General features: G+C 63.6%; 22 protein-coding genes and 1 pseudogene. 20 read left to right on the top strand and 3 right to left on the bottom strand.

Translation table 11 applies throughout. The annotated features are described in order from the left end of the window. Positions 1-69: 69 nt before the first annotated feature. From motA to flhF, 11 genes and pseudogenes are all read left to right on the top strand, one after another. Positions 70-939: a flagellar motor stator protein MotA gene (motA, locus tag ACVCMJ_RS04480; protein WP_447080246.1), complete on the top strand. Its 870-nt coding sequence runs from the start codon at positions 70-72 to the stop codon at positions 937-939. Between the two features lie 12 nt (positions 940-951). Continuing rightward, positions 952-1,812: pseudogene (gene motB / locus ACVCMJ_RS04475) on the top strand (flagellar motor protein MotB); the annotation flags it as partial. A 311-nt stretch (positions 1,813-2,123) separates the two neighbouring features. Beyond that, a complete protein-coding gene (gene cheA / locus ACVCMJ_RS04470) occupies positions 2,124-4,256 on the top strand; it encodes a chemotaxis protein CheA (RefSeq protein ID WP_447080245.1) in 2,133 nt (710 codons plus the stop codon). A gap of 30 nt (positions 4,257-4,286) precedes the next feature. Beyond that, positions 4,287-4,784 carry a chemotaxis protein CheW gene (locus tag ACVCMJ_RS04465; protein ID WP_447080244.1) on the top strand — a complete coding sequence of 166 codons (498 nt, stop codon included), beginning with the start codon at positions 4,287-4,289 and terminating at the stop codon, positions 4,782-4,784. A gap of 101 nt (positions 4,785-4,885) precedes the next feature. After that, the gene (locus ACVCMJ_RS04460) at positions 4,886-5,731 is read left to right on the top strand and encodes a CheR family methyltransferase (RefSeq protein WP_447080243.1); all 846 of its coding nucleotides are present in this window, start codon (positions 4,886-4,888) and stop codon (positions 5,729-5,731) included. A 27-nt stretch (positions 5,732-5,758) separates the two neighbouring features. Beyond that, entirely contained in the window at positions 5,759-6,817 is a 1,059-nt protein-coding gene (locus tag ACVCMJ_RS04455; RefSeq protein WP_447082671.1) for a protein-glutamate methylesterase/protein-glutamine glutaminase, read from the top strand. A gap of 57 nt (positions 6,818-6,874) precedes the next feature. Further along, positions 6,875-7,258 carry a chemotaxis response regulator CheY gene (cheY, locus tag ACVCMJ_RS04450; protein ID WP_447080242.1) on the top strand — a complete coding sequence of 128 codons (384 nt, stop codon included), beginning with the start codon at positions 6,875-6,877 and terminating at the stop codon, positions 7,256-7,258. A 13-nt stretch (positions 7,259-7,271) separates the two neighbouring features. Beyond that, positions 7,272-7,916, top strand: coding sequence for a protein phosphatase CheZ (cheZ, locus tag ACVCMJ_RS04445; protein WP_447080241.1), 645 nt, complete (start codon positions 7,272-7,274; stop codon positions 7,914-7,916). 7 nt (positions 7,917-7,923) lie between these two features. Continuing rightward, positions 7,924-9,087, top strand: a complete 1,164-nt coding sequence (gene flhB / locus ACVCMJ_RS04440; protein WP_447080240.1) for a flagellar biosynthesis protein FlhB — start codon at positions 7,924-7,926, stop codon at positions 9,085-9,087. Continuing rightward, positions 9,084-11,198, top strand: a complete 2,115-nt coding sequence (gene flhA / locus ACVCMJ_RS04435) for a flagellar biosynthesis protein FlhA (protein WP_447080239.1) — start codon at positions 9,084-9,086, stop codon at positions 11,196-11,198. The genes flhB and flhA overlap by 4 nt, the downstream gene beginning before the upstream one ends. Next, positions 11,195-13,699 (top strand): flagellar biosynthesis protein FlhF, encoded by a 2,505-nt coding sequence (gene flhF, locus ACVCMJ_RS04430; protein ID WP_447080238.1) that lies wholly within the window; start codon positions 11,195-11,197, stop codon positions 13,697-13,699. The genes flhA and flhF overlap by 4 nt, the downstream gene beginning before the upstream one ends. 7 nt (positions 13,700-13,706) lie before the next feature. Here flhF and ACVCMJ_RS04425 read toward each other — a convergent pair whose 3' ends face one another. The 3 genes from ACVCMJ_RS04425 to flgA form a co-directional block, all read right to left on the bottom strand. Next, positions 13,707-14,153 (bottom strand): flagella synthesis protein FlgN, encoded by a 447-nt coding sequence (locus tag ACVCMJ_RS04425; RefSeq protein ID WP_447080237.1) that lies wholly within the window; start codon positions 14,151-14,153, stop codon positions 13,707-13,709. A gap of 3 nt (positions 14,154-14,156) precedes the next feature. Further along, complete coding sequence (gene flgM, locus ACVCMJ_RS04420) at positions 14,157-14,444, bottom strand: flagellar biosynthesis anti-sigma factor FlgM (protein ID WP_447080236.1); 288 nt, start codon at positions 14,442-14,444, stop codon at positions 14,157-14,159. A gap of 93 nt (positions 14,445-14,537) precedes the next feature. After that, entirely contained in the window at positions 14,538-15,233 is a 696-nt protein-coding gene (gene flgA / locus ACVCMJ_RS04415) for a flagellar basal body P-ring formation chaperone FlgA (RefSeq protein WP_447080235.1), read from the bottom strand. 181 nt (positions 15,234-15,414) lie between these two features. Here flgA and flgB point away from each other — a divergent pair, with 181 nt between their 5' ends. The 9 genes from flgB to flgJ all read left to right on the top strand — a co-directional run bounded on the left by flgB (position 15,415) and on the right by flgJ (position 22,928). Beyond that, the gene (flgB, locus tag ACVCMJ_RS04410) at positions 15,415-15,831 is read left to right on the top strand and encodes a flagellar basal body rod protein FlgB (RefSeq protein ID WP_447080234.1); all 417 of its coding nucleotides are present in this window, start codon (positions 15,415-15,417) and stop codon (positions 15,829-15,831) included. 18 nt (positions 15,832-15,849) lie between these two features. After that, positions 15,850-16,257 (top strand): flagellar basal body rod protein FlgC, encoded by a 408-nt coding sequence (gene flgC, locus ACVCMJ_RS04405; protein WP_447080233.1) that lies wholly within the window; start codon positions 15,850-15,852, stop codon positions 16,255-16,257. An 11-nt stretch (positions 16,258-16,268) separates the two neighbouring features. After that, positions 16,269-16,964 carry a flagellar hook capping FlgD N-terminal domain-containing protein gene (locus tag ACVCMJ_RS04400; protein WP_447080232.1) on the top strand — a complete coding sequence of 232 codons (696 nt, stop codon included), beginning with the start codon at positions 16,269-16,271 and terminating at the stop codon, positions 16,962-16,964. Positions 16,965-17,034: 70 nt separating this feature from the next. After that, positions 17,035-18,477, top strand: a complete 1,443-nt coding sequence (locus ACVCMJ_RS04395; protein WP_447080231.1) for a flagellar hook-basal body complex protein — start codon at positions 17,035-17,037, stop codon at positions 18,475-18,477. Between the two features lie 13 nt (positions 18,478-18,490). Continuing rightward, positions 18,491-19,240, top strand: a complete 750-nt coding sequence (gene flgF / locus ACVCMJ_RS04390; protein WP_447080230.1) for a flagellar basal-body rod protein FlgF — start codon at positions 18,491-18,493, stop codon at positions 19,238-19,240. A gap of 33 nt (positions 19,241-19,273) precedes the next feature. Then, a complete protein-coding gene (flgG, locus tag ACVCMJ_RS04385; protein WP_447080229.1) occupies positions 19,274-20,059 on the top strand; it encodes a flagellar basal-body rod protein FlgG in 786 nt (261 codons plus the stop codon). A gap of 11 nt (positions 20,060-20,070) precedes the next feature. Next, positions 20,071-20,763 carry a flagellar basal body L-ring protein FlgH gene (locus tag ACVCMJ_RS04380; RefSeq protein ID WP_447080228.1) on the top strand — a complete coding sequence of 231 codons (693 nt, stop codon included), beginning with the start codon at positions 20,071-20,073 and terminating at the stop codon, positions 20,761-20,763. Positions 20,764-20,767: 4 nt separating this feature from the next. Continuing rightward, positions 20,768-21,937 carry a flagellar basal body P-ring protein FlgI gene (locus ACVCMJ_RS04375; RefSeq protein ID WP_447080227.1) on the top strand — a complete coding sequence of 390 codons (1,170 nt, stop codon included), beginning with the start codon at positions 20,768-20,770 and terminating at the stop codon, positions 21,935-21,937. Positions 21,938-21,956: 19 nt separating this feature from the next. Beyond that, positions 21,957-22,928, top strand: coding sequence for a flagellar assembly peptidoglycan hydrolase FlgJ (flgJ, locus tag ACVCMJ_RS04370; protein ID WP_447080226.1), 972 nt, complete (start codon positions 21,957-21,959; stop codon positions 22,926-22,928). Positions 22,929-22,969 lie beyond the last annotated feature (41 nt).

Below are 22,969 nucleotides of genomic sequence, written 5' to 3'. Positions count from 1 at the left end.
TTGAGCCCTGCTTTTGAATGAAGCGGGACGGGCGATGATGGGCGATATTCGGATAATTGGGGCGGGCGCGTGTTTATCATTCTGGGGTATCTGGTCGTCGCTGTTTCGGTGATCGTCAGCTTCACGGCGGTCGGTGGACATCTGGGCGCCTTGTACCAGCCGTTCGAGTTCCTGCTGATCGGCGGGGCGGCTGTTGGCGCCTATATCGGCGGCAGCAACGGCGCGTCCATCCGGCTGCTGTTCCAGGCGTTCCCCAAGGCAATCAAGCGCAGTCCTTACGGAAAGCCACTGTACATGGAGATGCTGGCGCTCATGTACACACTGCTGAACAAGTCTCGCAGGGACGGCCTGATGTCCATCGAGTCCGACATCGAAGACCCGGCCTCCAGCGCCATTTTCAGCCAGTTCCCCCAGGTTCAGAGAGACGCCAAACTCATGGAGTTCCTGACTGATTATCTGCGCATCATGATCAGCGGCAACATGAATTCATTCGAGATCGAGACCTTGATGGACCAGGAGATCGAGGCCTTGCACAACGAGCACAATACCCCGATCAATGCCGTGCGCGCGGTGGCGGATGGATTGCCGGCATTCGGTATCGTCGCCGCCGTCCTCGGGGTGGTGAAGGCTCTGTCGGCTGTGGATCAGCCTCCCGCGGTTCTGGCGCACCTGATCTCCGAGGCCATGGTGGGGACCTTCCTGGGCATTCTGCTGTCATACGGTTTCGTGGCGCCCTTTGCCTCCGCCGTGGAACGGCAATCCGTGGCGGCCATCAAGGTCCTGGAATGCATCAAGGTCACGCTGCTGGCCAGCATGAACGGCTACCCCCCTCCGCTGGCGGTGGAGTTTGGCCGCAAGGTCCTGTTTTCGTCCGTGCGCCCGTCGTTCTCCGAACTCGAGGACCACGTGCGGCAGACGAAGAACGCGGCCAAGGTCTGAGGAACCGCAGCCATGGCCAAGCAAGAACACGGCCGAATTGTCGTCCGACGCAAGCGTGCCTATGGTGAAGCGCACCACGGCGGGAGCTGGAAGATCGCCTACGCCGACTTCATGACTGCCATGATGACGTTCTTCCTGGTCATGTGGCTGCTGCTGCTCGTGCCCAAGAAGAATCTGGAGGGCATTGCGCAGTATTTCCGGATGCCGCTGGCGACGGCCATCACGGGCGGCCCCAAGCTGGACAACAGCAAGTCTCAGATTCCAGGTGGCGATCCCAGCGTCATTCCCAACCCGTACCCGACGCCAGCACCCAGCAATCAGGATGCCGATCCCGCCGATCAGCAGGATCTTGAGAACCTGGAAGACCTGAAGTCCGGGCTCGAGAACCTGATCGAAAACAACCCGGTGCTGAAGCAGTTCCGGCCGCAGCTCCTGCTGGACATGACCCCGGACGGGCTGCGCATCCAGATTCTTGATCAGCAGAGCCGTCCCATGTTCGCGACGGGCAGCGCGGTGGTTCAGTCCTACATGCGCGACATTTTGCGTGAGCTGGCGCCGCTCATCAACAAACTGCCCAATTCCATCACGATTTCGGGGCATACGGATGCCACCCGGTATGCCATGGGGGACCGTCGCTACAGCAATTGGGAGCTTTCCGCGGACCGGGCCAATGCCGCGCGGCGTGAATTGGTGGCCGGCGGCCTGGTCGAACACAAGGTCAAGCGAATCCTGGGATTGGGCGACACGGTGGACCTGATCAAGGATGATCCGCTGGCGGCCGTCAACCGGCGCATCAGCATTCTGGTGCTGAATCGCCGGGCCGAGCGGCGCATCGACGCGCAGAACGCCGCGGGCGAGGGCATCGATATCCGCCAGCGGCTGGAGCAGCTTGGCAACCCTTCGCCGGACCAGCCGCCATCGCCGGCTGACACGACGGGTGCTCCGGCGGGTGCGGCAGCCGCCAAGGGAGCAGCCACATCCCCGGTTCCAGTCGCGCCTTCCGGGTCGGCGGCTCCGGCCGCTCGGGGTGCGGCCACGCTGCCGATTTCTACGGTGCCTTCTGCGTCAGCGGCTCCAGCCGCCGCGCATCGGCCGTCGGGCACACCGTCGGCGCCGGGCAAGGCTGCGGCGGCTTCTCCAGCCAGGCCTGCGGGCCCATCGGCTCAATAAGGGTGAGGACTGATATGAGTGCAGGTGTGGATCTGAGTGAGTTTTTCGATACGTTCTTCGACGAAGCCGACGAGCTGCTCACCAACATGGAGAAACAGCTCATGGATCTGGATCTGGATCATCCCGATCCGGACCATCTGAATGCCATCTTCCGGGCGGCGCACTCCATCAAGGGGGGAGCAGGAACCTTCGGCTGTTTCGAAGAACTGGCGAAGACCACCCATCTGCTCGAGAACCTGCTCGACCTGATCCGGCACGAAGAACTGGCGTTGCGCCGCGACATGATCGACTTATTTCTGGAAACCAAGGACGTGCTGACCGACCAGGTTGCCGCTTATCGCGGTTCCGACAGACCGGATCAAGAGACCTATGAGCGCATTTGTGCGCAGCTCCGCCAACTGGCGGAGGAGCACCAGAATGGTGGTCCGGCCGCTGCTGTTCAGGCTACTGCCAATTCCTCCGCGCCTGCAGCCCCAGTAGTTCCAGCCGCCGCGCCCGTCCATGCCCCTGCGGCCGCCGCGGCCGCATCGGCGGCGGACGCCTGCGTCTGCGTGCGTATCGTACGGATCCAGGACAAGGACGTGGAGCCGTTGTGCAACGAGATGGCACTGATGGGCGAGATCCTGCATCGCGAGCATCAGGACGGCAACCTGGCGTTGTGGCTGAAGACCACCACCGGCGCGGACGACCTGGAGGCCGTGTGCTGCTTCATCGTGAATGCGGATCAGGTAAAGGTCAGCCATGAGCCGTTGCCGTCCGGCCCGGCGGCCACGCCGGCGTCCTCTGTGGCGGCGATTCCCGCACCAGCCGCTCCTGTGGCGCCGCAGGTTCCTGCGACAACGATCAGCGCCGCGCCCAGTGTGCAACCCGAATCCCCCGAGATTCCAGTCCTCGCCGATGCGCCTCATGGGCCCTCCGGGGCCAACACCCACGAGGCCGAGCATCGGAAGGCGGCCAAGCACAAGGAAAGCGGCACCATCCGCGTCGGCGTGGAGAAGGTCGACCAGATCATCAATCTGGTGGGCGAACTCGTCATCACCCAGGCGATGCTCGTGCAGACTTCGCAGTCGCTGGACCCCGTGCTGCACGACCGCCTTCTCAATGGCATCGAGCAACTGGAACGCAATGCGCGCGACCTCCAGGAATGCGTGATGTCGATTCGGATGATGCCCATGGACTATGTGTTCAGCCGCTTTCCGCGCGTCGTGCGCGAGAATGCCAGCCGTCTGGGCAAGCGTATCCGGCTGGTCACCAGGGGGCAGGCGACCGAACTCGACAAGAGTCTCATCGAACGCATTATCGATCCGCTGACGCACCTGGTGCGCAACAGCCTGGACCACGGCATCGAAGCACCCGAGGTGCGCGCCGCCGCCGGGAAGGACCCGGAGGGCACGCTGACCCTGTCCGCTCAGCACAATGGCGGACAGATCATCATTGAAGTCGACGACGACGGCGCCGGCCTGAATCGCGAAAAGATCCTGAAGAAGGCCAAGGAGACCGGTTTCGCGGTGTCGGACACGACGCCCGACGAGGAGCTCTGGCAGCTGATCTTTGCGCCGGGGTTCTCGACGGCTGACAAGATCACGGACATTTCGGGACGCGGAGTCGGCATGGACGTCGTGCGCCGCAACATCCAGAGCATGGGGGGACATATTCAGCTCTCTTCGCGCAAGGGAGAAGGGACCACCACCCGCATCGTGTTGCCGCTCACCCTGGCCATCCTGGACGGCATGTCGGTGAAGGTCGGCGAAGAGACCTTCATCCTCCCGCTGAGCCATGTCATGGAGTCCATGCAGCCCACTCCGGAACAGATTCATCGCATTTCGGATTCGGAGCAGATGCTGCACGTGCGAGGCGAATATCTGCCGATTGTGGTCTTGCATGATACTTTCGGCGTCCGCGGCGCCGAAACCGATCTCACGCGGGCCATTGCCGTCATCCTCCAGGCCGAGGACGTCCGGTTTGCCCTGATCGTCGATCATCTGATCGGGCAGCACCAGGTAGTCGTCAAGAACCTGGAGACCAATTATCGCAAGGTCCCCGGCATATCCGCAGCCACCATTCTGGGCGATGGAAGCGTGGCCTTGATCGTGGACGTGTTTGCGTTGCGCCGGACCACCACACAGCGGATGGGCGCGGCCGCCTGAAGTCTTGAATCCCCGTTTTTCGGAGCCTCCATGAACATTACCGACACTAAAGCGGACCAGGTCGAAACCCAGGGCCGCGAATTCCTGATCTTTACGCTGGCCAGCCAGGAGTATGGGATCGACATCCTGAAGGTTCAGGAAATCCGCGGCTATGACAGCCAGTCAGTCACCCGGATTGCCAATGTGCCGTCGTTCATCAAGGGCGTCACCAATCTGCGCGGCGTCATCGTCCCCATCGTCGACCTGCGCATGAAATTCAACATGGAGAACGTGGAGTACACGCCTCAGACCGTGGTGGTGATCCTGAATGTCCGGTCACGCGTGATGGGCGTGGTGGTGGATGGCGTGTCCGACGTGCTGATCCTGCAGTCCTCCCAGATCAGCGCACCGCCTCAGTTCGGCTCTGCGTTCTCGACGGAGCATCTGACCGGAATCGGGACAGTGGGCGATCGGATGCTGATCCTGGTGGATATCGAAAAATTGATGACCAGTGACGAAATGGCGCTGGTCGAGAGTGCGGCGGTTTGATGTCCGGCAGCACTCTCGACCGGTGCCCTCCGGGCGTGGTGCCGCCCGCGTATTGCGCCTCGTATTGTCACTGAGTCCGCAGCCCGATCGGATTTGTCACGATGCTTCAAGAGTCTCCTATCGCCTCGTATTTCGCGCAGCCTGCGTTGCCGAAAGTGGACCCTGCCGACCTGGCGCGCGCCGTGCAGATCCTTCACCGGCGCACGGGGATCGTGCTGGGCGACCATAAGCGCGACATGGCGGCACGGACGCTGGGGCTGCGTACGCATCACGCGGGGCAGCCGTCGGTGCGCACGTATCTGGATTTTCTGGAGCAGAATCCGCAGGCTGAGGAGTGGGACCGGTTCGTGAGCGCCTTCACGATCAACCATACGGCGTTTTTTCGTGAACGGCATCATTTCCGGATCTTGAAGGACTTTGTGCAGAAGCGCGCGAAACCTCTCTCAGTCTGGTGTTGCGCGTCCTCGACGGGGGAAGAGCCCTACACGCTGGCGATGACGCTGCACGACGCTTGTGGCCAGTCGGGAGCGGACATTTCGGTTCTGGCCACCGACATTGACGCCCAGGTAATCGCCCAGGCCCGCAAAGGCATCTATACCCTGGACCGCGTAAAGCCTGTGCCGCCCGAATTCCTGCGCCGGTACTTCCAGCGCGGGACGGGCCGCCAGGCTGGCATGGCGCGAATCAAGCCGGCGATCCGCCAGCTCGTGACCTTCCAGGAATTGAATCTGGTGTCGCCGAGCTGGCTGATCAGCCAGAAGTTTGACGCGATCTTTTGCCGCAACACGATGATTTACTTCGACAAGGCCACCCAGGCAAAGATCCTGGAGCGTTTCGTGCCGTTGCTCAAGTCCGGAGGCCTGTTGTTTGCCGGCCATTCGGAAAATTTCACCTATTTGACCAAGGCCCTGCATTTGCAAGGGCACACCGTTTATTCCGTGAGTTGAGGCCGGAGCGCCGAGAAAATGGCAGCGATCAAAAAAATCCGCGTGCTGTGTGTGGACGATTCCGCGCTGGTACGCAGTCTCATGACGGAGATCATCAACAATGAGCCGGATCTGGAGGTCGTGGCGACGGCACCCGATCCCATCATTGCGCGCGAACTCATCAAACAGCACAATCCGGACGTGCTGACGCTGGACGTGGAAATGCCGCGCATGGACGGGCTGGATTTTCTGGAACGCCTGATGCGGCTGCGGCCCATGCCGGTCGTGATGGTGTCGTCCCTGACCGAGCGCAACTCCGAAATCACGCTTCGGGCGCTCGAACTGGGGGCGGTGGATTTCGTCACCAAGCCGAAACTGGGCTTGCGCGACGGCCTGATGGAATATGGCGACATGATCGCCGACAAGATCCGTGCGGCGGCCCACGCTCGGCTGCGGCCGTACGTGGCCCATGCGCCAGAAGCTCGCGCCCGGCCTCGGCTCCTGGGCAACTTTTCCACGACGGAAAAGCTCATCATGATCGGTTCTTCGACCGGCGGGACGGAGGCCATCCGGCATGTCCTCGAACCCTTGCCCGCCAATAGTCCCGCCATTATGATCACGCAGCACATGCCTGCGGGGTTCACGCGCTCGTTCGTGCAGCGTCTGGACGGCTTGTGTGCCGTCCAGGTGCATGAAGCCGAGGACGGTCAGCGCGTGCTCCCGGGCCATGTGTACTTGGCGCCCGGCGGCATTGCACACATGAAGCTGGCCCGTTCCGGTGCGAACTATGTCGTCAGGCTGGAATTCACGGATCCCGTCAATCGGCATCGGCCTTCCGTGGACGTGCTGTTCCATTCGGCCGCCCAGGTGGCGGGCCGCAATGCCATCGGTGCCATTCTCACGGGCATGGGCAGGGATGGCGCACAGGGCCTGCTCGCCATGCGTCAGGCCGGGGCCCGCACCTTCGCCCAGGACGAAGAAAGCTGTGTGGTCTTCGGCATGCCCCGCGAAGCGTTGCTGATCGGCGCGGCCGAGGAAGCCGTGGCGCTGGATGACCTGAGCGAAAAGTTATTGCAAAGTGCGGGTGCCTACGGGCACCGTGTATGAACATCCGGGTGCGGCCGCGGCCGTCACCCAGTATTTAAATTCTAGGGAGAGCGATCCGTGGTACAGAAAACGATGAAGATTCTGATCGTCGATGATTTTCCGACCATGCGTCGGATCATCAAGAACCTGCTGAAGGACTTGGGATACGAAAATGTGGACGAGGCCGAAGACGGGGTGATGGGACTGGAGAAGCTGCGAAACGGCAGCTTCGAGTTTGTGGTATCGGACTGGAACATGCCCAACATGGACGGCCTGACCATGCTGCAGAACATCCGCGCCGATCCGAACCTGGCCAGTCTGCCCGTCCTGATGGTGACGGCTGAAGCCAAGAAGGAAAACATCATCGCGGCCGCCCAGGCCGGTGCCAGTGGCTATGTGGTCAAGCCCTTCACGGCGGCGACCCTTGAGGAAAAACTCAACAAGATTTTCGAGAAACTCTGAGCAGAGGTTCAGCATGACGACCGACGTACCTTCCAGCCCCGTGACCGGTCTTGAGCCCTCGGTGGATCTCATCCATCGCATCGCCCATCTCACCCGTACCCTGCGCGAAAGCATGCGCGAGCTCGGCCTCGATCAGGCCATCAAGGAAGCCGCCCATGCCATTCCCGATGCCCGCGATCGCCTCCACTATGTGGCGGAGATGACCGAGCAAGCGGCCAATCGCGTACTCAATGCCGCGGAACAGATGCAGCCCTGGCAGGAATCCATGCAGACTCAGGCACGGGCGCTGGATGCGCGCTGGCAGCAGTGGTTCGACCAGCCCGTGGCGCTCGATCAGGCGCGCGGCCTGGTGGACGACACCCGCGCCTTGCTCAAGGACATCCCCGAAAAGACCCAGGCGTCGCAGAACAACCTGATGGACATCATCATGGCCCAGGATTTCCAGGATCTCACCGGCCAGGTGATCATGAAGATGCTGGGGGTGATCGGTGCGATTGAGACCGAGCTCGTCCAGGTGCTCATCGACAATGTGCCCGCGGACAAGCGCGACGAGACTCGCAGTCTGCTCAACGGCCCTGTCGTCAACGCCGACGGCAAGAACGATGTGGTGACCAACCAGGATCAGGTGGACGACCTGCTCGCCAATCTGGGCTTCTGATTTCTGAATGGCTGAAGAAAGCGATCTCGAAAAAACCGAACCGGCATCGCCTCGGCGCCTCGAAAAGGCGCGAGACGAAGGGCAGGTTGCGCGCTCGCGCGAGCTCGGGACCTTTCTCGCCCTCATCAGCGGAATCGGGGCGCTCTGGTTCGGTGGCGGTGCCATGTACCAGACGCTCGAAGGGGTGTTGCGCAGCGGGCTCGGGTTCGATCCCCGGGTGACGCGGGAAACCACCGTGATGCTGTCGGTGGCGGGGCATTCGGCCTGGGAAGCCTTGCTCCTCGTGTTGCCCATCTTTGGTTTGCTGGTGGTGGTGGCGATATTTTCATCAGTGGCGCTGGGCGGCTTCCTGTTGTCTTCGAAGGCGCTCGAGCCCAAGTTCGAGCGGCTCGACCCGCTGAAAGGTTTCAAGCGGCTGTTTGCCATGCAGACCGTGATCGAGCTGCTGAAGACGATCGCCAAGGCTGTGTTGATCGGCTATGTCGGTGTCAAGGTGATCTGGGCCTATAAGGGCGACATGCTGGCCCTGTCGCATATGGCGCCCACTGAGGCCCTGATGCGGGGGCTGAGCCTGGCGGCATTGTGTTGCCTGCTGATAGCCGCATCGCTCATCATCGTTGTCCTCATCGATGTTCCGTGGCAACTATGGAACCATGCCAAGCAGCTTCGCATGTCGCGCGAGGACGTGCGGCAGGAGCACAAGGACGATGAAGGGGATCCGCATGTGAAGGGCCGCATCCGCCAGCAGCAGAGGGCGATGGCGAAGCGGCGCATGATGAGTGCGGTCCCCAGAGCCGACGTGGTGGTGACCAATCCGACGCACTACGCCGTGGCGCTGCGCTATCGGGAGGGGCAGGGGGGCGCTCCCATCGTGGTGGCCAAGGGTGCGGGCCTGATCGCGGCCCAGATCCGTCAGATCGCACAGGAGCATCATGTGGCCTCGCTGGAGGCCCCGCCGCTCGCACGTGCCCTTTATCATCACGTCGAGCTGGAGCAGGAAATTCCCGCTGCCCTGTATGCGGCGGTCGCCGAGGTGCTCGCGTGGGTGTATCAGTTGCGCAGTTGGAAGCAGGGCTCGGGTACACTGCCGCAACAGCCGCAATCGCTGCCCGTGCCGCCCGAACTCGATCCACAGTACCGACCTGAATCGGTGCTCATGCCCGCCTCATGAACAGCTTCCTGGACTTCCTCAAAAGCCAAGGCTTTGCCCAAGCGCGGCTGATGGCCGGCCCGGTGCTGATCCTCATGGTCCTGGCCATGATGATCCTGCCTTTGCCGCCCTTCATCCTGGATCTGTTGTTCACGTTCAACATATCCCTGTCGGTGATGATCCTGCTGGTGGCCATGTTCACCCGCAGGCCGCTGGACTTTGCCGCCTTCCCGTCGGTGCTGCTGTTTGCCACGCTGCTGCGGCTGTCGCTCAACGTGGCCTCCACGCGGGTGGTGCTGCTCAATGGCCACAAGGGGCCGGCGGCCGCCGGCCACGTGATCGAGGCTTTCGGCCATTTCCTGGTGGGCGGGAATTTCGCCGTCGGGATCGTGGTGTTCATCATCCTGGTCATCATCAATTTCATTGTGATCACCAAGGGTGCCGGCCGTATCGCCGAGGTCGGCGCGCGCTTCACCCTGGATGCCATGCCGGGCAAGCAGATGGCCATCGACGCCGACCTCAATGCCGGCCTGATCGGAGAGGAAGACGCCCGCAAGCGGCGCTCCGAGGTGGGCCAGGAGGCCGAATTCTATGGCGCCATGGATGGTGCCAGCAAGTTCGTGCGTGGCGACGCGGTGGCGGGCCTGCTCATCATGGTGATCAACATCCTGGGCGGCCTCATCGTGGGCGTGGCGCAGCACGGGATGTCGGTGTCCGACGCGGGCAGTGTCTACACGCTGCTGACGATCGGCGACGGCCTGGTGGCCCAGATCCCTGCGTTGGTGATCTCCACGGCGGCGGGCGTGGTGGTGTCGCGTGTGGCTACCGACCAGGACGTAGGCCAGCAGATGATGGGGCAGCTTTTCTCCAACCCCAACGTCATGTTCATCACGTCAGGCATCCTGACGCTCATGGGACTGATCCCGAACATGCCGCACGTGGCGTTCCTGTTGCTGGCGGCCATTCTGGGGGGCAGCGGCTGGCTGCTGCGCCAGCGCCAGGAGCAGGATCGTCTGGCCGCCGCCAAGGACCCGGGTCAGGAGCAGGCCGCTGCCGTCGCAGCGGCGTCGGAAGCGAGCTGGGAGGACGTCTCGACCATTGATCCATTGGGGCTGGAAGTCGGCTACCGACTGATTTCGTTGGTCGATCATCAGCAGAACGGCGAGCTGCTTCACCGCATTCGAAGCCTGCGCAAGAAGTTTGCGCAGGAAATGGGCTTTCTGCCGCCCGTCGTGCATATTCGCGACAATCTGGAAATCAAGCCCACGGACTACCGTATTCTCCTCTTCGGAGTCGAGGTCGGCCGGGGTGTAGCCCAGACGGGGCAATGGCTGGCGATCAATCCGGGCGGCGTGACGGGGACGGTCCAAGGGACGCCGACCAAGGACCCGGCCTTTGGCCTGCCAGCCGTCTGGATCGAGCCTTCGTTGCGCGAGCAGGCGCAGATTGCGGGTTATACGGTGGTCGATGCCGCCACGGTCGTGGCCACGCACCTGAACGACCTGATGCACCGTTATGGCGCTCGGTTGCTGGGGCGCCAGGAGACTCAGCAATTGCTGGACCATGTGGGCCGCGACGTCCCCAAACTGATTGAGGACCTGGTTCCCAAGACGCTCACCCTGCCGCAGTTGCAGAACCTGCTCCGCAGCCTGCTGGACGAAGGCGTCCCGATTCGCGACATGCGCAGTATTTTGGAAACCGTGACCGAGCATGCGCCTCGTCTGGCCGGCCTGAATCCGGCTGGCACCGGACCGAATCTGGACGAGTTGCTGGCCCAGGTGCGCGTCGCACTGGGCCGCGCCATCGTGCAGCACTGGTTCGAAGGCGAAACCGAACTCCGCGTCATTGGCCTGGACGCTCGCCTGGAACGGGTTCTGATGCAGGCGCTGGGCAGCAGCGGTGCACTGGAGCCCGGCCTGGCCGACAATCTGCTCAATGATACGCAGCGGGTGGTGCAGAGCCAGGAAGATCGCGGCGATGCCCCCGTGATGGTGGTGCCGCCCGTGCTCCGGGCGTCGCTGTCGCGTTTCCTGCGGCACCACTTGCCGCATATGGCGGTGCTCTCCAGCGCCGAGATCCCTGAGGAGCGTATGATTCGGGTCACTGCGGTCATTGGTGGGAGCCCAGCTTGAACATCAGTCGCTTTTTTGGGGCCACCAATCGCGAGGCCATGCGGCAGGTGCGGCTGGCCCTGGGGCCCGAAGCGCTCATCATTTCCAACAAGCGGGTCAACGGCGGCGTGGAGATACTGGCTACCGACCAGACCGCCTTGCCCGAGCAATCCTTGGTGCCGTCGCCGCGCACATCGGTCGTGGCCGAACCTGCTCGTCCCTTGTTTCGGGCGTCCGACCGGCCGGCTCGGGAAGCGTCCTTTTCGTCCGGTCCTGTATCGACAAACCCCGTTTCGCGAGGCGCCGTATCGGCGCGTCCGGTATCGCCGCATCCGATGTCATCGTATCCGGTGTCGTCGGCTGGCGCATCGTCCGGCCACCCATTGACGGAAGCGGCTGCGCCGGGCCAGGTACAGACGTCCGTGCCGACCCCTGCGCCGGCGCCCCAGGCGGAACTGTTGGATGCCATTGGCGACCTGAAGGGATCGCTGGAATCCCGGATTGATGAATTGCTGTGGGGCAACCAGTTGCGGCGTTCGCCTCAGGCGGTCACGCTGTTCCAGACGTTGCTGCGCTTCGGCTTCAGTACGGCGCTGCTGCGGGCCATGCTCAAGCGCATGCCGGAGCAGCCATCGGCCCGCGCAGCCTTCCAGTGGGCTCGCAACGAACTGGAGACGCATCTTCCGGTGCTGACTGCTGAAGACTCGCTTTGGCAGCCTGGGCTGGTGTTGGCATTGGTGGGACCCACGGGGGTTGGCAAGACCACCACCATTGCCAAGCTGGCGGCCCGTTGCGTGCGCCGTACCGGTCCCGGTGGCCTGGTACTGCTCACGACTGACACCTATCGTATCGGCGCCCACGAACAGTTGAAGATCTACGGCCAGATGCTGCATGTCCCGGTCCACGTGGTGCAGGACGTGCATGAATTTCGCCGTATCCTCGATTCGGTGCGGCCCGAACAGACGGTCCTCATCGACAATGTCGGCATCAGCCAGCGTGATCGCTACATTGCCGATCAGGCGGCGTTGCTGGCCGGTGCGGGGCGGCGCGTCGAGCGGCTGCTCGCGCTGAATGCCTCCAGCCAGGGGGATACGCTGGATGAGGTCGCCCGCTCTTATGCCAACGATGGCGGTACCCCGCTGCGCGGCTGCGTCGTCACGAAGATCGATGAGGCGTCCTGCCTGGGTGCCGCGCTGGATACAGCCATTCGCTATCAGCTTCCCATCCACTACGTGTCCAACGGCCAGAAAGTGCCGGAGAATCTCCTGTTCCTGTCCGCAGTCGAGCTGGTGGATCGGGCGCTTGCGCCTGTGCAGGGCCATCGCGCCCTTTACGCGCCGACGGAAGCGGACCTGGTAGCCATGCTGTCGATGGTGCAGCCGCCCCAGGACCCCGACATGGCCGCTGAGCGGCACCGCCAGCAGGTCTTGCTGCCCCAGTTGCTCACTCGGTCTCCTCATGGGGATTCGTTGGCACTGGACGAACTGCGCGAAGCCGTCACCCGGTTGGACGATGACCCGCTGTTGTCAGAGGCCGGCGAGCTCTGGCGCCATCGTGCATCGGGGGCGCTCCCCTCGGCGGAGGATGCCGTTGCCCGTCTGCGCCATCAGGCACAGGGACTGCTCGGCGACGCCGCGTCCGCCTTTGTCCTGCATGTCAGGCAATCACTGCTTTGGCCCGGAAGGCGGGGTGTCTGGCTCGGGGCGTCGTTGTTTGGGGCGGAGCGGCCGCTTGTCGCCGCCATGCAGCAGATCGGCCTGGCGGATGGCTGGTACACGCCGGACGGGGCGACCCTGACGCCCCCCTCGGTGGCGGATGCCTGGATGGCCCAGGTTGACGCCGAATCTTCGGGGGCTCCAACGCCGCCTTGCCATGTGCTGGATGCGGCGCCGCAGGCCTTGCTGCGGAACCTGGACTCCGCCGGCCAGCTTTGGTTGTCGGCATGTGGTGCATCCTTTCGGGTCCACGAGGCAGGAGAAGCCGCTGTGGTATCGGCTGCCACGCAGCGCCTGTCGCATCAGCCGCTGGATCCCCGGGCATTTGCCGGGATGCGGATGCCCGCCGGATTTTCCGCTGGCTCGGCCGTGTGGTGGGCGGCCTCGGGCCCTGTGGACTTGCAGGCCCGGGGTGAAAAACCTTTGCCGGTGCGACTCTTCAGCCTGCGTGCCGTGGATCCGGGTAATGGCCGGACGCTGCGTGCCTGGTACGCCATCGGGTCTGTCGCCCTGGAGGCGGATGGGACGCGTGCCGCGCGCGCGATCATCCTGCGCCAGGAATACCATGCCATGGGACGGCTTTCGGCAGGCCTGCTGGTCGGTGATACGGGAAGTGAGCCGCTGGTGGACAGGGCCGTCTATTTTGCCCAGCTCGGCCTGGCGGCCTGGCATCTGTGGCAAAGCCCGATCCAGGCGCCGGCGGCCCATGTGGCGGCGCGGATGATGGGACTGCGGAATCTGGCTGCGCGCCAAGCCCACGCAGGCTTGCTGAAACTGTTCACTTTGAAGGAATTGCTGGCCCGCTGACGGCGGGTCAGGCGATGGGGCGGCGCGGCATCCGGCCCCGAGCATCGTACAGTTCTTCGCCCATGAGTGCGCGCAAGGTCTCCAGCGCGCGTTGGTTGTGGCCGATGAAGGTCTGCAGGATCTGGCCGTTTTCCTGGTTCAACGACTGGGCCTGAGCGGCCCGCTGCCAGAGCGATTCGAAAGCCGGCTGGAGCGCCGGATATGCCTGGCAGGCGCTTTCTATGCTGTCGCGCGTGTCAGTGAACCCCATGACGGAGAGTTCTCGACTGCGGATCCCGTCGAGCTCCGCCAGACGGCGCGCGTAGTCGTTCTTGCGCGAGGTCAACGTCCCCAGGGATTCGTCTGAAGGAGTTTCCAGCAGGAGCTGGCCTTCGACCCGCAAGGTCTCGATGAAGTCATCGAGCAGGGCGGACTGCTCGTTCACGCAACGCAGCAAGGCTTCGGCGGAGCCCATGGCCTACTTCAAAAGTTCCCGCACGCTGGCCAGCAGCCCGTCGGCGATGCGGCTGGGATCGATGTGCAGATCGCCCGAGGCCAATGCATCGCGGATCTGCTGGACGCGTTCGGTCTGGACATCGGCGTTGCCGTCCTGCAAGGAGGCCAGGTGGCGGGCCGCCGGGCTGAGATCCACGTCCGAGCGGCCGGCGGCGACAGCCGCGGTGCTGGCGTGGGAGGCGGATTCGCCGCGTGTGGTGCCGGAGACCCCGCCCAGCAGGGGATTGGATGACGTGGAATTGATTTTCAAGATTCGTCTCCGGATTCGGTCAGGCGCGGAATCGGTCGGGTTCATCGGGTGCAGCCCTTGTAACGGAGGCGTCCCGGGATTCTTTAGACCGGTCTACATCATAACCTGAACCGTGTGCCCGTCGATGACCGTGCCCGTGATGATCTGCCCCTTGGGGGTACGCACCTGGATCTGAGTCCCGGGACCGCCCGAATCCATGGCCACGCCCTCGCTGGTCGCCACGAAACCGGGGCCTCTGGCGACTGTGCGCACCTGCTGGCCCCGTTGGATGGCATTCGGGTCTCGCAGCGCGGAAGACTCGATCGCGCTGCCCGCGCGGATGTTGCGTGTGGCAATCCACCCGAGCACGCGGCTGGGGTCGCCGACCAGCCGCCGGTTGCGCAGCAGGTCGCCTTCGCGCGTTTCCAGGTCGTCCTGGCTCAAGGCTTCACCGCGCTGGATCGCATGGCCGGCCACGAAGTAGGGACCGATGATCTGTACGCTGACCTGCAGATAAGTCGTCCAGGGTCGCGGGGCCAGACAGCGGATGCCCACGGAAGTGCGCGGTTGCAACCCGTTGCCCGCCAGGAAGGCTTCCATCTGATCGCAGGCCGGCTGGTCGAACTGGGGGGGAGGGGTCACGCTGATCACTGCACGCCCCGGGTAGGAGGCCGCCCGGTCCTTGACCAGGGCTTCAGCCCGGGAGACTAGCGCAGCCGGGTCCTGCCGTGCGGCGGCCGGAATCTGGGCAGGGGACAGCGCCGGCAGGAAGGCCAGCAGAAGCGCCACCGGTAGGCGATGTGCGGACATGGCCTCATTGTACGGGAATGAATTGCCGTCCGACATCGGCTGAATTGGCCTTCAAACCCTGCTTTGTTTGCGTCTTTGTGGGCACATCACGGGCCGTACGATGGTGGCGTGCGATAAAGCCGTCGGTGGTCCGGGATCATCGGGTGCGCGGCCGAAGCGCTGGTTTGATTTACGGACAGCCATGATCGACGGTATCGGCAAGGACTTCGCGTTCTACCAGAAAGCCCTGGCGTTGCGTCAGCAGCGGCAGGAGATTCTGGCGACCAACATCGCCAATGCGGATACGCCCAACTACAAGGCGCGCGATATCGATTTCGGCGCGACGCTTCGCCAGGCCATGGGGCAGGGCGGCGGCCTGCCGCCCCTGCCGGATACCTCGCTCACGCTGACCTCCGCCCGCCACATCCCTGGTACGGCTCATACGCCGGCGCCCGCACAGGAACTCTATCGGGTGCCGCTGCAGCCCAGCCTGGACGGCAACACGGTGAACATGGATGTGGAGCGCGTACAGTTTGCCGACAACACGACCCGGTACCAGACTGATCTTCAGGTTCTGAACCAGCGCATCAAATACATGCTGTCGGCACTGCAGCAATAACGGCATTCAGGACTTTTCATGGCGACCTTCAGCATCTTTCAGATTGCAGGATCGGCACTGGCGGCCCAATCGGAGCGCATGAACGTGTCGGCGAGCAATGTCGCCAACGCCGACAGCGCGGTCGGTCCCGGGGGACAGCCTTACCGGGCCCGCGAGGTCGTTTTTCAGATGACACCATCGGCACAGTCGGAAGCCGTCGGGGGCGTGAAGGTCGCCTCGGTGGTCGAAAGCAACGCGCCGCCGCGTCTCCAGTACAACCCGGGCAGTCCGCTGGCCGACAGTCGTGGGTACGTCACCTTGCCCAACGTGGACGTGGTGGCGGAAACCGTCAATATGATCTCCGCCTCGCGTTCCTATCAGGCCAACGTCGAGGTCATCAACACGGCCAAATCCTTGATGGCCAGGACCCTGACCCTCGGTCAGTAAGGACTACTCCAATGGCTTCCGTTTCAGGTGTCGCAAACCCCGATCCCAGCGCGGCTGCAGCGTTGGCCAGCGCGCAGACCAACAGTCTCGTGTCCGGCACCCAGAACCAGTTCCTCACGCTGCTGGTCACCCAGTTGCAGAACCAGGATCCGCTGAATCCCATGGACAATGCCGAGGTCACCTCGCAGATCGCCCAGCTCTCCACGGTCAACGGCATCCAGCAATTGAACAACACGCTGCTGGCCCTTTCCGGCCAGATGGACATGTCGCAGTCGCTCCAGGCTGCGAATCTGATCGGCAAGGACATTCTGTACCCGGGGGCGAAGGTCTCGCTGGGCAGCGACCCGAGCAGCCCTACGGTGAAGACGGCGACGCCTTTCGGGGTGGATCTCATGTCGGGCACGGCCACGACGACGGTATCCATCGCCGACGCCAGCGGCAAGGTCGTGCGCAAGATCGACCTGGGCCCCCAATCCAGCGGCATTTATCCGCTGTCCTGGGACGGCCTGGATGATACGGGTGCCCCCGTGCCGGATGGCGCCTACACCATCCAGGTCGCGGCGGCCGACGCCAAGGGACAGCCTGTCTCGGCCCAGGCGCTGACGTCGGGGTATGTCTCCAGCGTGGCTTATGCCAGCGATGGCCTGAAGCTGAACCTGGCCATGGGCGACAAGATTTCCCTGCTGGACGTCCGGCAGATCATGTAATACCCACGGGCGGCGCGCACGGCGCGCCGTCGTTCCCGCATTCACGACTCACGCTCTCTAGAGGTCAAACATGGGTTTCGGACAAGGTCTCAGCGGCTTGAACGCCGCGGCGCAAAACCTGGACGTCATCGGCAACAACATCGCAAACTCTGGCACCGTGGGCTTCAAGGCGGGCTCGGCCACGTTTGCCGACGTGTACGCCAGTTCACGCGTGGGTTTGGGCGTGCAGGTGGCGTCGATCAACCAGCGCTTCACGACGGGCACGGTTTCGTCGACCGGCAACCAGTTCGACATGGCCATTGACGGCGCCAACGGCCTGTTCGTGGTGAAGGACCCCAGCGGGCAGTCGCTCTATACCCGCAACGGGCAGTTCGTTGCCGACAAGAACAACAATATCGTGAACACTCAGGGCCAGCAGCTCATGGGCTATGCACCCGGCGGCACCACGCTGATCGGTTTGACGGTGCCCACCGGCAACATCAATCCCCAGGCCACCAATTCCATCACCAATACGGTCAACCTGGATGCGAATGCGGCGGTAATACCGGGGACGACCGTTACGGAACAGGTCGGCTCGGTCAACCTGGGCGGGACCGACTACTACTACAAGGTTTTCGGCGGCACCTATACCTGGTACACGACTAACGCGGGAACCACCCCTGGCGGCGTTCCCCCGGATGGTACCTATTCTACGGGCGCGCCGGCGGGGAATGTCACGATCGCTTCAGGGGTGCCCAGCGGTGCTATTCCCACCGGTGGGACCAATGTTGCCTATGTGGCGCCCGTGACAGCCGTGCCATTCGATCCCAGCGACGCGAAGTCCTTCTCCAACATGACGCCGGTCACGGTCTACGACTCATTGGGCAATGCCCATACCGTGCAGCAGTACTACACCAAGCGGGAACCCACCGGGACCAACAGCGTCTGGGAGGTCAATTACGTCGTGGACGGCACCTATGATCCGGCCAACACCGTACAGCTTCAATTCGACCAGGCAGGGCGTCTGGCCGCTGGATCCCCGACCTTTGGCACCATCAACTACACGCCGGGCGGCGGTTCGTCGCCGGCTGCGCCAATGGCCATCAAGGTCGCCTACGACGGCTCCACGCAGTTCGGCGGTTCCTTCAGCCAGAACTTCATCCAGGACGGCTACTCCACGGGCGAATACGCCAGCATGTCCATCGGTACGGACGGTTCCATGGTCGCCAACTACACGAACGGCGTGACCAAGGTGGTCGGTACGCTGGCACTGGCCAACTTCAACAACCTGCAAGGCCTGCAGCCGATGGGTGGCAACGCCTGGGCGGAGACGGCCAATTCCGGCCAGCCGATCCTCGGCATTCCAGGCAGCAACGGCCTGGCCCTGATCAAGGGACAGGCGGTGGAAGAGTCCAACGTGGACATGAGCCAGGAACTGGTCAACATGATCATTGCCCAGCGCACCTATCAGGCCAACGCCCAGACGATCAAGACCCAGGATCAGGTCCTGCAGACCTTGATCAACATGAGTTGATCGGTAGCCCGGCATGGACAGGATTCTCTACACGGCGTCCAACGGCGCGGCCCGCATCCTGGAGCAGCAGACGGTCATCGCCAACAACATGGCCAATGTCTCCACCACGGGCTTTCGCGCGCAGCTCGCGATGTACCGCTCGGTGCCCGTGGTGCCGCAGGCGGGCGAGCTGCCCACGCGCGTGAGTACGGTGGCCTCTACGCCCGGAAGCGACATGACGCAGGGCGCCATGGTGGATACGGGCCACGCATTGGATGCCGCCATTGCCGGTCCGGGCTGGTTTGCGGTGCGCACGCCGCAGGGCGAGGCCTACACGCGGGCGGGCGAATTCGCCGTCAATCAGCAGAATCAGTTGGTGACGCAGACAGGCTGGCCTGTGCTCTCGGCCGATGGCCAGCCCATCGAAATTCCCGAGCGCGGCTCGGTGACTTTTGCGACAGACGGGCAGATCAGCGCGCTGGGCGCGGGCGACAATCCTCGCGATATCCAGATGCTGGCCCAGCTCAAGCTGGTGAACCCGCCACCGGGGCAATTGCAGCGGGGCGATGACGGGCTGTTCCGCCTGGCGGCCGGCCAGCCGGCGCAGCCGGACCCCGCCGTGAAGATCGCGCCGGGCTTTGTTGAAAAGAGCAACGTCAATCCGGCGGCGACCATGGTCGCCATGATATCGAACGCCCGTCAATTCGAGTTGCAGATGCAGGTCATCAAGAACGCCAGCAGCAATGAGGACCGCGGCAACTCCATCCTTTCGGTGCAGGGCTGAGGCGCTGCACCGCCATGAACAGGAACAGCTCCCATGATTCGTTCACTGTGGATCGCCAAGACCGGCCTGGAAACCCAGCAGACCGCCATGGACGTGATCTCCAACAACCTGGCCAACGTCAATACCACGGGCTTTAAGCGTGGCCGCGCCGTGTTCGAGGACTTGATGTACCAGACGGTACGTCAACCGGGCGCGGCCGTCGGTGCCGCCAACCAGCTGCCCTCGGGGTTGCAGCTCGGAACCGGCGCACGCACGGTCGCGACCGAGCGCATCCACACCCAGGGGGATCTGAAGGAAACCGGCAATGCGCTGGACGTGGCCATCCAGGGCAATGGGTTTCTGCAGGTGGAAATGCCCGACGGAACGTTCGCCTACACGCGCGATGGCAGTATCCAGCGCGACCAGAACGGCATGCTGGTGACGGCGGGTGGTTACCCGATCCAGCCGGGCATCAACATTCCCGACAACGCGCAATCCATCACCATCGCCCGCGACGGCACCGTGTCCGTGACGCAGCCGGGCGCAACCGGCACCAATGTCCAGGTCGGCCAGTTGCAGTTGGCCACCTTCATCAACCCCACCGGCCTGCAGAGCATGGGGGAAAACCTGTATGCGGAGACCGACGCCTCCGGGCCGGCCAATCTGCTGCAGCCGGGCCTGGACGGCGCGGGCATCCTGCTGCAGAACTATGTGGAAACGTCCAACGTCAACGTGGCGGAAGAGCTCGTCAATATGATCACCACGCAGCGGGCGTTCGAAATGAACAGCAAGGCCGTGGAGACATCCGATCAGATGCTGGCGCGTCTGACGCAGCTTTAAGCGGGTCCTGCATGAAGGGATTGCGTCGTTTTGCAGGAGCAGGCGCGGCCGCGCTGGCCTTGACCTTGTCGGGTTGCGCGCTTGTGCCACCGGAGCCTGTGGTAACCGGGCCGCTGACCGCGCCGCCCCCCGCGCCGCGTCCCCCTTCCGCCGAGGCGAACGGCTCCATTTACCAGCCCACGGCCTACGGCAACTATCCCTTGTTCGAGGATCGGCGGCCGCGTAATGTGGGCGATATCGTCACCATCGTGATCCAGGAAAAGACCAACGCGGCCAAGACCGTGGACACCAATACGAACCGCAATGGCAGCGCGGACATGACCATCGGGCTGGCGCCCGCCATTCTGCCCACTGACCTGGGTGCCAAGCAGAATTTCCAGGTGGCCAGCGGCAACAAATCGGACGGCAAGGGCTCCAGCAGCGCCACCAATGTGTTCAGCGGGACACTGACGACCACCGTGATCGGTGTGCTGCCCAATGGCAACCTGCAGGTCGCGGGTGAAAAGCAGATCGCCATCAACCGCGGCAGCGAGTACGTGCGATTCTCAGGCGTGGTGGATCCGCGTTCGATTACGGGGAGCGGTACCGTCGCCTCCACGCAGGTGGCCGATGCCCGCATCGAATACCGCAGCAAAGGCGTGATGGACGAGGTTCAGACCATGGGTTGGCTGCAGCGCTTCTTCCTCAACATTGCTCCCTTCTGACGTCATGATCGTGACTTTGTTTTCCCCTGGTGTTGGAACGAGACTGAAAGCGGGACCGCTGGCCCGCCGAGCCGGCATGCTGCTGCTGGCGCTGACGTTGGGGGCGTTAGTGCCGCTGCAGGCCGCGCAGGCCGAGCGGATCAAGGATCTGGCCTCGTTCACCGGGGTGCGTCAGAACCAGCTGGTGGGCTATGGCCTGGTGGTGGGGCTGGACGGCAGCGGTGACCAGGTGCGCCAGACGCCTTTCACCCAGCAGAGCCTGACCAACATGCTGTCGCAGCTTGGCGTCACGGTGCCTCAGGGCACCAACATGCAGGTCAAGAACGTGGCGGCCGTCATGGTGACCGCGCGCCTGCCCGCCTTCGCGCAACCCGGGCAAACCATGGACGTCGTGGTGTCTTCCATGGGCAACGCCAAGAGCCTGAGGGGCGGCACGCTGCTCATGACGCCCCTGAAGGGCGCCAACGGTCAGGTCTATGCGCTGGCCCAGGGCAATCTGCTGGTGGGCGGCGCGGGCGCCTCGCAGGGCGGGGCCAGCGTGCAGGTGAATCAGTTGAACGGTGGCATTGTTCCGGACGGCGCGATCGTGGAGCGGGGCGTGCCCACCACGTATGCCGAGAATGGCGTCGTGCGGCTCGAGCTCAACTCCAGCGATTTTGGGGTGGCTGAAAACGTCGTTGCCGCGCTGAACCGCCGCTTTGGCGGGCAGACGGCCACGGCGCTCAACGCGCGCACCATCGAGTTGCGCGCGCCCAGCGACCCCAAGTCCCAACTGGCCTTCCTGTCCCAGGTCGAAAACCTTCAGGTAGCCTTACCCCCCGCTCGGGCCCGTGTGGTCATCAACGCGCGGACCGGTTCGGTCGTCATGAACCGCACGGTCACCATCGACGAATCGGCTGTGGCCTATGGCAACCTGTCGGTCACCATCAGTCCGCAGCAGCAGGTCAGCCAGCCCACGACGCCGTTTGGCGGCGGCCAGACCGTGGTGACCAACAATACCCAGATCGAGATGCGCAGCGACAACGGTGTCATCAAGCGGATGAAGACCAGCGCCAATCTGGCGGACGTGGTGCGCGCCCTGAACGCATTGGGGGCGACGCCGCAGGATCTGCTGTCCATCCTGCAGAACCTGAAGAGTGCGGGTGCGTTGCACGCCGACCTGGACGTCATCTAAGGGATACCGGTACTCATCCATGGCCTTTGTCTCCAATACGCCCTTGCCCAGTTTCAGCGCCTCGGAGCCGTCCGCCCTGGATTTTTCCAGCTTGAATACGCTCAAGCGTGGCGTACAGGCCGGAGAGAAGGCGCCCGCCGATCAGCAGCGCGAGGTCGCGCGCCAGTTCGAAGCCATGTTCATCCAGATGATGCTCAAGCAGGCACGCAAGAGCCAGATGCCGACTCTGTTTGATTCGCAGGCCACCCGCATGGCACAGAGCCTGAGCGACGAACAATCGGCGCTGGCGTTGGCCAACCCAGGCCTGGGGCTCGCCAGCGCCCTCATGGCGCAGATGCGCGGGCAGTCGCCGGATGCGTCCGTCGATCCCTTGGCCAACCCGCCGGAGGCGGCGCGATCGCGCCTGCCGGGCCTGCAGTCGCGCATCGGGACAGGCCAGCGGGTTGTGGCCGACTCCATCGATTCGCTGATCGATCTGCTGGCCAGCCGGCGCCTGGGCGACAAGGTCAGCAGCGCCATCCAGGGGGCCCCCGAGCATATTCGCGCCTTTGTGGATCAGATGTCGGCGGCCGCGCAGGCCGCTTCGAACCGTAGCGGCGTGCCCGCCAAGCTGATCCTGAGTCAGGCGGCGCTGGAATCCGGCTGGGGGCAGCGCGAGATCCTGCGCCCGGATGGAACAACGACCCACAATCTGTTCGGCATCAAGGCCGGCGGCAACTGGCACGGCGAGGTCGTGAAAGTCATGACCACCGAATACGACGACAAGGGGGTGCCGCACAAGGTCGAGCAGCCCTTCCGGGCTTACAAAACCTATGCGGACTCGTTTGCGGACTACGCCAGCCTGATCGGCAACAGTGGCCGCTACAGCGAGGTAACCACCGCCCCGTCCGCCGAAGAAGCGGCGCGGCGCATCCAGACCGCCGGGTATGCGACCGACCCTTCGTATGCGGACAAGCTCATCTCCATCATGGGCTATTTCCAAGCCCGCTAAATTTCGGGGCCCGGATGCCGTTATCAGGGCCAATGACACAC

Source organism: Castellaniella sp. UC4447_H14 (assembly GCF_052978285.1).
Note: the sequence above shows the minus strand (reverse complement) of the source record. Positions and strands in the feature narration are given on the sequence as shown.

Coding starts and splice junctions, on each gene's coding strand:
- flgB (WP_447080234.1), top strand. CDS start 15,415: ATGATCGACGGTATCGGCAAGGACTTCGCGTTCTACCAGAAAGCCCTG.
- flgG (WP_447080229.1), top strand. CDS start 19,274: ATGATTCGTTCACTGTGGATCGCCAAGACCGGCCTGGAAACCCAGCAG.
- flgJ (WP_447080226.1), top strand. CDS start 21,957: ATGGCCTTTGTCTCCAATACGCCCTTGCCCAGTTTCAGCGCCTCGGAG.
- ACVCMJ_RS04395 (WP_447080231.1), top strand. CDS start 17,035: ATGGGTTTCGGACAAGGTCTCAGCGGCTTGAACGCCGCGGCGCAAAAC.
- flgF (WP_447080230.1), top strand. CDS start 18,491: ATGGACAGGATTCTCTACACGGCGTCCAACGGCGCGGCCCGCATCCTG.
- ACVCMJ_RS04380 (WP_447080228.1), top strand. CDS start 20,071: ATGAAGGGATTGCGTCGTTTTGCAGGAGCAGGCGCGGCCGCGCTGGCC.
- ACVCMJ_RS04425 (WP_447080237.1), bottom strand. CDS start 14,153: ATGGGCTCCGCCGAAGCCTTGCTGCGTTGCGTGAACGAGCAGTCCGCC.
- flhA (WP_447080239.1), top strand. CDS start 9,084: ATGAACAGCTTCCTGGACTTCCTCAAAAGCCAAGGCTTTGCCCAAGCG.
- ACVCMJ_RS04400 (WP_447080232.1), top strand. CDS start 16,269: ATGGCTTCCGTTTCAGGTGTCGCAAACCCCGATCCCAGCGCGGCTGCA.
- flgA (WP_447080235.1), bottom strand. CDS start 15,233: ATGTCCGCACATCGCCTACCGGTGGCGCTTCTGCTGGCCTTCCTGCCG.
- flgC (WP_447080233.1), top strand. CDS start 15,850: ATGGCGACCTTCAGCATCTTTCAGATTGCAGGATCGGCACTGGCGGCC.
- ACVCMJ_RS04375 (WP_447080227.1), top strand. CDS start 20,768: ATGATCGTGACTTTGTTTTCCCCTGGTGTTGGAACGAGACTGAAAGCG.
- cheZ (WP_447080241.1), top strand. CDS start 7,272: ATGACGACCGACGTACCTTCCAGCCCCGTGACCGGTCTTGAGCCCTCG.
- ACVCMJ_RS04460 (WP_447080243.1), top strand. CDS start 4,886: ATGCTTCAAGAGTCTCCTATCGCCTCGTATTTCGCGCAGCCTGCGTTG.
- ACVCMJ_RS04465 (WP_447080244.1), top strand. CDS start 4,287: ATGAACATTACCGACACTAAAGCGGACCAGGTCGAAACCCAGGGCCGC.
- cheA (WP_447080245.1), top strand. CDS start 2,124: ATGAGTGCAGGTGTGGATCTGAGTGAGTTTTTCGATACGTTCTTCGAC.
- flhB (WP_447080240.1), top strand. CDS start 7,924: ATGGCTGAAGAAAGCGATCTCGAAAAAACCGAACCGGCATCGCCTCGG.